9 protein-coding genes and 2 pseudogenes are annotated in these 8,990 nt (G+C 64.4%); 7 read left to right on the top strand and 4 right to left on the bottom strand.

Translation table 11 applies throughout. The features are described 5' to 3' along the window. A pseudogene (locus V6M61_RS05875) lies at nucleotides 1-121 on the bottom strand (fumarylacetoacetate hydrolase family protein); the annotation flags it as partial. A 223-nt stretch (nucleotides 122-344) separates the two neighbouring features. On the opposite strand from V6M61_RS05875, the gene V6M61_RS05870 reads away from it, so the two are divergent. The 4 genes from V6M61_RS05870 (at nucleotide 345) to V6M61_RS05855 (ending at nucleotide 3,671) form a co-directional block, all read left to right on the top strand. After that, on the top strand, nucleotides 345-1,154 hold the full coding sequence (locus tag V6M61_RS05870; RefSeq protein ID WP_332775634.1) for an IclR family transcriptional regulator: 810 nt from the start codon (nucleotides 345-347) through the stop codon (nucleotides 1,152-1,154). After that, nucleotides 1,151-2,206, top strand: coding sequence for a DUF3108 domain-containing protein (locus tag V6M61_RS05865; protein ID WP_332775631.1), 1,056 nt, complete (start codon nucleotides 1,151-1,153; stop codon nucleotides 2,204-2,206). Before V6M61_RS05870 ends, V6M61_RS05865 begins: the two co-directional genes overlap by 4 nt. A 129-nt stretch (nucleotides 2,207-2,335) precedes the next feature. Continuing rightward, nucleotides 2,336-2,629, top strand: coding sequence for a BTH_I0359 family protein (locus V6M61_RS05860; RefSeq protein WP_332775630.1), 294 nt, complete (start codon nucleotides 2,336-2,338; stop codon nucleotides 2,627-2,629). Nucleotides 2,630-2,780: 151 nt separating this feature from the next. After that, nucleotides 2,781-3,671, top strand: a complete 891-nt coding sequence (locus tag V6M61_RS05855) for a ChaN family lipoprotein (RefSeq protein WP_442957734.1) — start codon at nucleotides 2,781-2,783, stop codon at nucleotides 3,669-3,671. A gap of 31 nt (nucleotides 3,672-3,702) precedes the next feature. Here V6M61_RS05855 and V6M61_RS05850 read toward each other — a convergent pair. The 3 genes and pseudogenes from V6M61_RS05850 to V6M61_RS05840 all read right to left on the bottom strand — a co-directional run. Then, a pseudogene (locus tag V6M61_RS05850) lies at nucleotides 3,703-3,975 on the bottom strand (aspartate aminotransferase family protein); the annotation flags it as partial. Beyond that, the gene (locus tag V6M61_RS05845) at nucleotides 3,966-4,175 is read right to left on the bottom strand and encodes a hypothetical protein (RefSeq protein WP_332775628.1); all 210 of its coding nucleotides are present in this window, start codon (nucleotides 4,173-4,175) and stop codon (nucleotides 3,966-3,968) included. The gene V6M61_RS05845 and the pseudogene V6M61_RS05850, both read right to left, overlap by 10 nt. A 27-nt stretch (nucleotides 4,176-4,202) precedes the next feature. Then, on the bottom strand, nucleotides 4,203-5,273 hold the full coding sequence (locus tag V6M61_RS05840; protein WP_332775627.1) for a LacI family DNA-binding transcriptional regulator: 1,071 nt from the start codon (nucleotides 5,271-5,273) through the stop codon (nucleotides 4,203-4,205). Nucleotides 5,274-5,368: 95 nt separating this feature from the next. On the opposite strand from V6M61_RS05840, the gene araD reads away from it, so the two are divergent. The 3 genes from araD to V6M61_RS05825 are packed head-to-tail and all read left to right on the top strand — an operon-like array spanning nucleotide 5,369 to nucleotide 8,979. Beyond that, nucleotides 5,369-7,105 (top strand): L-arabinonate dehydratase, encoded by a 1,737-nt coding sequence (gene araD, locus V6M61_RS05835; protein ID WP_332775626.1) that lies wholly within the window; start codon nucleotides 5,369-5,371, stop codon nucleotides 7,103-7,105. Between the two features lie 9 nt (nucleotides 7,106-7,114). Beyond that, nucleotides 7,115-7,912: an HpcH/HpaI aldolase family protein gene (locus tag V6M61_RS05830; RefSeq protein WP_332775625.1), complete on the top strand. Its 798-nt coding sequence runs from the start codon at nucleotides 7,115-7,117 to the stop codon at nucleotides 7,910-7,912. Continuing rightward, on the top strand, nucleotides 7,912-8,979 hold the full coding sequence (locus V6M61_RS05825) for an ABC transporter ATP-binding protein (RefSeq protein WP_332775624.1): 1,068 nt from the start codon (nucleotides 7,912-7,914) through the stop codon (nucleotides 8,977-8,979). The genes V6M61_RS05830 and V6M61_RS05825 overlap by 1 nt, the downstream gene beginning before the upstream one ends. Nucleotides 8,980-8,990: the final 11 nt, after the last annotated feature.

Genomic DNA, 8,990 nt, shown 5'->3' with positions numbered 1-8,990 from the left:
CGTCGAGCACCTGCTGCAGCCGGCTGGCGATGCCCGTCGCATAATGAGCCGTCGACAGGTCGCGGGACACAACCACCAGTTGGCCGTCGCGCGAGCCGTCTTTATATGTTGCGAGTTTCATCGGTTTCCTTTGGGCTGCGCAGTGTGCGCTTCAAACATGAGGCTTCAAAATGGGCCGCTGCAAACCGGCTTGCGACCATCGCAGGGTAAGTCACAAGATAGGCCAGCGCATGGGTTACGATAAGTAAAATCAATTTACCTAAAAGTAATTCCCCAAATTCTAATCCAAGTCCATGAACCAGCGCACCCCGTCCCCGGCCCCCTTGGCAGCCTCTTTGGCCGCCCTGCCCCCGCAACGCGCCGGCATCCAGTCGGTTGAAGTGGGTTTTGGCTTGCTGCAGGTGCTGGCCGCGTCCGCCGGCCCCCTGATGCTGCGCGACCTGGCCGCCGCGGCCGGCATGAGCGCCGCCAAGGCACACCGCTACCTGGTCAGTTTCCAGCGGCTGGAGCTGGTGACCCAGGACAGCGGCACCACGCGCTACGACCTGGGGCCCGCCGCCTTGAAGTTGGGGCTCGCCTCCCTATCAAGGCTCGACAGCGTGAAACTTGCCCGGCAGCGCCTGGGCCCGCTGATGGAGCAGATTGGCCAGACCCTGGCGCTGGCCGTGTGGGGCAACCAGGGCCCCACCATCGTGCACTGGGAAGAGTCGCCGCAGGCCATCACGGTCAATTTGCGGCTGGGCGATGTGATGCCGCTGCTGTCCTCGGCCACCGGGCTGTGCTTTTCAGCCTTCATGGCGCCCCGCAACAAAGCCCACAACGCCCCGCAAAACCGGCTGGCCCTGCTGCTCAAGGACGAACTGGCCCGCATGCAAAAACTGGCGCGCAAGGATGTGCCCCGCAGCATGGCCGAGGTAAACACACTGCTGGACGAGGTGCGGCAACGCGGCCTGGCCCGGGTGGTGGACACGCTGCTGCCTGGCGTCGCGGGGTTTTGCGCACCGGTGTTTGATGCCGACGGCCACCTCGCGCTGGGCATCGTCGCGCTGGGCTCGCTCGCCACCTTTGACCCCGACTGGGATGGCCCGGTCGCGCGGCCCCTGGTTCAGGCGGCCCGCCAGTTGTCCAGCGATCTGGGGTTTGACGCGGGATGAAGCATGGGGCAGCCCCGTGGGCCGGCGCGCCGTCATGGCGAACCTTTGCCGTGCTGACCGCGCTGGTCATCGCCATCCATGCGCTGATTCTGCAGGGCCAGCCGGCGCACTGGGACCTGGAGGGGGATGCCGCAGCCGCCAACCACCGCCCCTTCATCACCCGCACGATTGCGCCCAGCCCCGTCACACCAGCAGCCAAGCCACCGGCCAAACCCGCGCCCCCCATCGCCCCGAAACCGGCCGGCACGCCAAAACCCAAGCCAAATCAGGCTGCAGCCCCCGATTCATTTGGGACAACAGCTATCAATTCAATAGCAAATCAAGCTCCAGCAGAAGCTCCCCCGGAGCAGGCCGTGGCGCAAGTGCCCGCCGTCGAGCCGACGCCCCCCGCACCCAGCCCTGCCGCTGCAGCCGAGGTCAGCATTGCGGACTCGGTACGCCTGGAGTACGACGTGACCGCTTTGTCGGGAAACCGGCCATGGTATGCAACAGGCAAACTGAGCTGGCAGCGCGAAGGCGACAACTACAACGCCAAAATGGTTGTGAGCGCTCTATTTCGCTCGCGCACATGGCACAGCCTCGGCCGCGTCACCCCGCAAGGGCTGGCGCCTGAGCGCTATTCCGAGAAATACCGCAGCGAGCAGGCCGCGCATTTTCAGCCCGACAAAGGCAAGATCACCTTCAGCGCCGACACGCCCGATGCCCCCTGGGTCGAAGGCGCTCAGGACCGGCTCAGCGTGTTTTTCCAGCTGGCCAGTTTGCTGGCGGGCAACCCGGCCAAATTCCGCCCGGACAGCACCCTGGCGCTTTACACGGCAGGCCTGCGCGAAGCAGAAACCTGGATTTTCATGGTCACTGCGGAGGAAACCTTGGCCCTGCCAGCGGGCGAGCTCGCCGCCCTCAAGCTCACGCGCAGGCCACGGCAGGAATTTGACCAAAAGGTGGAAGCCTGGTTTGCGCCGTCCCTCGGCTACCTGCCGGTGCGCATCAAAATCACCTACCAAAACGGTGATTTCCTGGACCAGCAGCTCAGCACCGTGGCCCAGCCCTGAGAAAACACAGCTCCTGTCAGCCGTTTTTGCCTTAAACCGGTAATTTGCCCGGTTTGGCGGCGGAACTCTTGAACTTGGCACCATCGTTGCTATCTGACAGGAAAGAAAGGGAAGAAAGGGGGAACCATCATGCACATGCTTTACGACTCCGACTCCTTTGTGGTGGTCCAGATTCGCGCCAATGCGCCCGACGCCTCGGACCTCACATCGGCAAGCACATCGGCCAGACCCGAACTGGCCCGCAATGGTTTTGAAATTGTGGACAAACGCTCCGGCAAAGAGGTCTACCTGGATGGTTCGTGGGCAGAAATGTTCCAGCAGCACCTGATCGCCTGGGCGAAAAACACGCCCACCCAGGAAGAAATCGAAGACACGCTGGAAAGCTACAGCGGGCTGGCAAACACGCCTATTTCCTTACATTGACTGCCCTGCACGGGCAGTCACTCCACCGGTGACTGTCGCCCTGATAAAACCAGCGGTACATAGACTCAGCCAGCAGTAGCGTGGCCCAATGCGGGTCGGTGAACTGCGCCAGCACCCAAGCAAAACTGGGCGAAGGCATTAGTATCCACCGATGCCTCATGTCCCTTTGTCACGCTCCATTAGCTCGCTGCTCTGCGCCGCATTGTTGGCGCTTGCAAGCGGCTGCGCCAGCCGCCCCGGTGCCCCGGAAATGCCCATTCTCCAGCAGCCCGGCGGCGGCATTGCGATGGCGGCCAGGCTCGATGCGCTGCTGCCCGTTGATGCGCTGCTGCTCGGCGAACAACACGATGCCGCAGAACACCAGCAGATAGCGCAGCAAATCATCGCGCACCTGGTGGCACGCGGCTTGCTGGCCGCACTGGCGCTGGAAATGGCCGATGCCGGGGTGAGCACCGCCGCTCTTCTACCCGGCGCCTCCGAAGAACAGGCACGCCATGCGCTCAAATGGAACGACAAGGCCTGGCCCTGGGCGGCGTACGGACCGGCCGTGATGACGGCGGTGCGCGCCGGCGTGCCGGTGCTGGGCGCCAACTTGCCGCGCGAACAAATGCCAGGCAGCACGGCTGACAGCCAGCTCGACGTTCAATTGCCCGGCCCGGCGCTGAAGGCGCAGCAGCAGCTGATTCGCCTTGGCCATTGCAACCTGCTGCCGGAGAGCCAGATCACGCCCATGACACGCATCCAGATCGCCAGGGACATCACCATGGCCCACACCTTGAGCCAGGCAGCGTTGCCCGGCAAGGTGGTGGTGTTGCTGGCCGGCAGTGGTCATGTGGACCGCAACCTGGGCGTGCCGCGACACCTTCCCGCAGGACTCAAGGCCAAAGCCGTTCGCCTGCGTGCAGGCGACGCCACTCACGAAAATGCGGAGGCCTTCGATAGCGTCTGGGCCACGCCCGCGCTGCCGGATACCGACTACTGCGCGGGCCTGCGTGAGCAGGTTCCGCAGCGTGCAGGATCGGGCGCTACCCCCATGCCCTGAGACGGGCTCCTGTTGCAGCCAGGCCGCTGTATCAGGCGTTCTTGCGAATGGAGTCGGCCAGCACATTGACGATGCGCTCGATGTGTGCTTTTTCCACGATGTAGGGCGGGCAAATCACGATGTTCTCAGTGGCGGGCCGCACCAGCACGCCGTGCTTGAAACAGTTAATAAAGTAGGTCCGTTTGCAAGGCGCACCCGCAATGGGTGACAGCTCCACCGCCCCCGCCAGCCCGAGGCTGCGGATGCCGATGACATTGGGCAGGCCCTTGAGGCCGCTGTGCTTGGCGTCGCAGATCACCTTGCCGCCCAGCTCCATCGCCCCCCCTTTTTCACCATGCCGGCGCACTGGCGCAACAGCACGCGGCCGCCCTCGGCGGAACCGGTGAAGCTGGTTTTTTTGACCAGGTGGCGACAGAACACCTCGCCGATCATGGCCGAGCTGCCCGTCACCAGCGCAATGGTCGAGAAGGCGTTTGCATGGCCGGCTTGATGACCATGATGCAACCTGCAGGTTTGCGGGGCGTCTTCCTGCTATCGCGTCGTACCTGTACTGTCCCTTCCAATCAGTTGGCAGGGCAGTGTGCGACTGGTCGGCTCGGTTCCTTTTGTGACCGATTGCAAGACCGCCTTCGCGGCGACATGGCCGATGTCGGCAGTCGGTGGCCGCATGGTTGAGAGCGATGGCTGCAACTGCCGACCGATCGGGAAATCTCCAAAACCCAGCAAGGCCAGTTGCCCGGGTATCTGAACTCCCCGGCTGGTCGCCTCCATCAACGCGCCGCAGGCCAGATGGTCGTTGGCGAAAGCCACGGCGGTGATGGGCGCGCGCGATGCCGCCAGCAGCAGCTGTACCATCCCCCGGCCCGCGTCAAACGCATCGCCCGTGGAGGCTCGCAGCACCTTGACTCGAACGCCTTGGGCTTTGGCCTCCGCCACGAACCCTTGCCCGCGCTCATGCGCACGGAAGTCCTCCCCGACGCCGCTATCGACGTAGGCCAGCGACACGTGTCCCTTGTCGATCAGATGCTTCGCCATGGTCCTGCCTGCCGCGATGTGATCAAAGCCAATCCGCGCAAAGCCATCGGAGTCGGTGCGATTGGCAGGGTGATCCCAGATTTCAACCACCGGTGTGCCTGCCGCCTGTGCGTCACGCAGCATCCGCAACGCACCGGGGGAGTGGTGACGTCCGGTGACGATGATGGCCCCTGGGGCCCACCCGGTCAGGGCGCGCAACTGCGCTTCTTCCCGCTCCATCGAGTAACCGGTGGAGAGCAGCAGCAATTCGTGGCCACTGCCATGCAGCCCTTCTGTCAGACCCTGGATCGTTTCCGCAAAAATGGAGTGGCCAACGTTTGGAATCAGTGCCGCCACGATGCGCGAATCGCCACTCGCCAGCTGCCCGGCTTGCTGGTTGGGAACATAGCCGGTTTGCTCAATAGCCTCACGAATCCGGGCCGCGGTACTTTCTGCAACCAGCTCCGGTTGGCGCATGAATCGCGAGACGGTGATGCGCGTGACGCCCGCGGCGTCCGCAACATCATGCAGGGTGGGGCGCCCGTGGCCGCGCCGCTGACGCCGGGTCGTTTCAGTGGTGGATTTCATGCAATAAGGGTTTCTGCTAATGGATATTAGTTTCCGCTACGTTTAATGTTACCGGTAACAGTAGCCATCAACAAATTTTTCGCAAGGCCTCACTCATGACAAAGTCTCTCGCAAATCTCCGCAGTCGCCGGTGGTTCACCGCCAATGACATGCGCGGCTTTGCGCATCGCCAGCGCATCCAGCAAATGGGCTTGCGTCGTGAGGATGTCCTGGAGCGTCCGATCATCGGGATCATCAATACATGGAGTGATCTGTCGCCCTGTCATGCCCATTTGCGGGAGCGGGCAGACAGCGTGAAGCGCGGCGTCCTGCTGGCTGGCGGCATGCCGTTCGAGCTGCCCGCCATGAGCCTGGGCGAGGTGATGGTCAAGCCCACCACCATGCTTTACCGCAACTTCCTGGCGATGGAGGTCGAAGAGTTGCTGCGCTCGCTTCCAATCGACGGCGTGGTGCTGCTCGCGGGATGCGACAAAACCACGCCGGGCACGGTAATGGGCGCGCTCAGCGCTGGGCTGCCAATGCTGTTTTGCCCCGCAGGCCCGATGCTCAGCGACCGCTACCTGAAGCGCGGCGAAGCGGCTCGGGCCGTGGGGGCGGGAACGCACACCCGCATGTTCTGGGATGAATACCAGGCGGGACGCATTGATGATGCGGAATGGACGGCGCTGGAGTCCAGGATGACGCGGTCACCCGGCACCTGTAACACCATGGGCACGGCGAGCACCATGACCTCGATCATCGAGGCGATGGGGCTGGCGCTACCCGGGTCGACGGCGATTCCGGCCATGGACGCGGGGCATGCCCGGCTCGCAACCGATTGCGGTGAACGCATCGTGCAGATGATCTGGGAAGACCTGACGCCGGCGCGCATCCTCACGAAAGGTTCGTTCCACAACGCGGCAGTGGCGCAGATGGCGCTTGGCGGCTCCACCAACGCCGTGGTGCACTTGATTGCGCTGGCGCGCCGGGCGGGCGTTGACCTCAGGCTCGATGATCTCGATGCCGTCAGCCGCCAGGTGCCGGTGCTTGCCAACCTCTACCCTAGCGGTGACCGGCTGATGGAGGATTTTCACTACGCCGGCGGCATGCCCGCGCTGCTCAACCGGGTGCGGGAGCATCTCTCGCTGGGCGAGATGACCGTCACTGGCAAAACCCTGGCCGAAAACATCGCAGGGCGCGACAGCCTGGACGATGAGGTGATCCGCCCGCTTGGCAATCCGGTCAGTGCCTCGGGGGCGCTGGCTGTGCTCAGGGGCAACCTGGCGCCCGAAGGGGCGGTCATGAAGCCCAGCGCAGCCAGTCCCAGGTACTTCCGCCACCGGGGCCGCGCCCTGGTGTTTGATTCCCCAGCCGAGATGGTCCAGCGCTGCGCCGACCCTGAACTCGACTGCGACGAGAACACCGTTTTGGTGCTGCGCAATGCCGGGCCGGTCGGTGCGCCCGGCATGCCCGAATGGGGCGGCTTGCCGATCCCGAAAAAGCTGCTGGCGCTGGGTGTGCGCGACATGGTGCGCATCTCGGATGCGCGCATGAGCGGAACGCATTACGGCAGCTGCATTCTGCATGTCAGTCCGGAGTCCGCGGTCGGCGGGCCGCTGGCACTAGTCCACAACGGTGACGAGATCATGGTGGATGTCGAGGCGCGCAAGCTCGAGCTGGTCGTGGACGAAGCCGAAATGACGAAGCGTCGTGCGGCACTGTCAGTGCCGCCGCGCGCCCATCAGCGCGGCTACATCCGGCTCTATCAGGATCACGTAACCCAGGCTCATGAAGGTTGTGATTTCGATTTTCTCCAAGGCCCGGCGGCAACACCCGAGCCGCTCATTTTCTGAAAGTATCCGATGAACGAATTTAAACAACAGCTCAAAAACGCAGGCGATCACACACCGATCGGCACCTGGATCATGTCTGCGAGCCCTATCGTCGCCGAGGCGATGGGCTGCGCCGGCTTCGACTGGGGCGTGGTCGACATGGAACACACGCCGCTCGACCTGATGGACATCGTCCACATGCTGCAGGCGCTGTCGGCAACGAAGCTGGTGCCCGTCGTGCGCGTGCCCTGGAATGACACCGTCAGCATCAAGCGCGTGCTCGATGCCGGTGCCACGACCCTGCTGGTGCCCTTTATCCAGAACGCGGACGAGGCCCGTGCTGCGGTGGCGGCCACGCGCTACCCGCCCGCTGGCCGACGCGGCATGGCAGGCATGAGCCGTGCCTCGAAGTTCGGCACCACACCGAACTACCTCACCACCGCGAATCAGCAAATGGCTGTGGTCGTGCAGCTCGAGACGGCCGAAGCCATCGGGCAGCTTGAAGACATTGCGCGCGTGGATGGGGTTGACGCGCTGTTCATCGGCCCGGGCGACCTGTCCGCCACCATGGGTTATGCCGGGCAGCTCACACATCCCGAGGTCCTGGCACTGACGGCGCAGGCCGTTGCGCGCGCCAAGGCGTTGGGCATGCCGATCGGAACGGTCGGCGGCACACCCGAGGTGGTCACGCGGTATCGCGCCATGGGCTTTGATTTCGTCGCGATTGCTTCCGACCTCGGCCTGCTGATGCGCAGCGCGCAGGCCGCGCTGGCGACACTGCGAACTGTGGGGGAAGCCCCGGTCACGACCAGCAACGGAGGCTACTGATGGCTGCTGTCGAACTGCGTCAGGTTGTCAAGAGTTATGACGGCAAGAACACGGTCATTCACGGGATTGACCTCGATATCCGTCAGGGCGAGTTTTGTGTCTTTGTCGGGCCCTCGGGTTGCGGCAAGAGCACGCTGCTGCGAATGATTGCTGGACTGGAGTCGATCTCTGCCGGCGAGGTGCGCATCGGCGGCCAGGTGGTCAATGACAAGCCGCCGCGTTCGCGTGACATCGCGATGGTGTTCCAGGACTACGCGCTGTACCCGCACAAGACGCTCTACGACAACATGGCCTTCGGCCTGCAACTGCGCAAGACGCCCGAGGATGAAATCAAGCGCCGGGTGATGGACGCAGCCCGCCTGCTGCGCATCGATCACATGCTGGATCGCCGCCCGGCGGCGCTGTCCGGCGGCCAGCGCCAGCGCGTCGCCATCGGCCGGGCCATCGTGCGCCAGCCCGAGGTGTTCCTGTTCGACGAGCCGCTGTCCAACCTCGACGCCCAGTTGCGCCATGAAATGCGCACCGAAATCAAGCGCCTGCACCAGCGCCTGGGCGCCACGATGATCTACGTCACGCACGACCAGGTCGAGGCCATGACGCTGGCCGACCGCATCGCGGTGCTGAGCGCTGGTCGCAAGATGCAGTACGACACGCCCGATGCCATCTACAACCGCCCGGCGGCGCTGTTCGTCGCCGGCTTCACCGGCGCACCGCCGATGAACCTGGTCAATGCCACCGTGACGGACGGTGTGGCCGACGTGGGTGGCGGCGTGCGCGTGCCGCTGCCGCCCCGGCTGGCCCCGCGCGGCGGTGCCAGCATGCTCGGCGTGCGCCCGGAGAACCTGCGCCTGGCACCCGAGGCGGGCGACATCGCGCTGCCGGCCACGGTGTCGCTGCTCGAGCCCCTGGGGGCCGAAACGCTGGTGACGCTCAAGGTCGGCGGCGCCGAGGTGATCGCGCGGCTGTCTGCCAGCTTCCATGAGGCGCCCGGCACGCCACTGCAGGTGCACGTGAACCCGGCGCACCTGCATCTTTTTGACCCGCAAAGCGGCGCAGCACTCGCCTGAGCCGCCCAGCC

The organism is Polaromonas sp. (assembly GCF_036676035.1).
Classification (GTDB): Bacteria; Pseudomonadota; Gammaproteobacteria; order Burkholderiales; family Burkholderiaceae_C; genus Polaromonas.
Note: the sequence above shows the minus strand (reverse complement) of the source record. Positions and strands in the feature narration are given on the sequence as shown.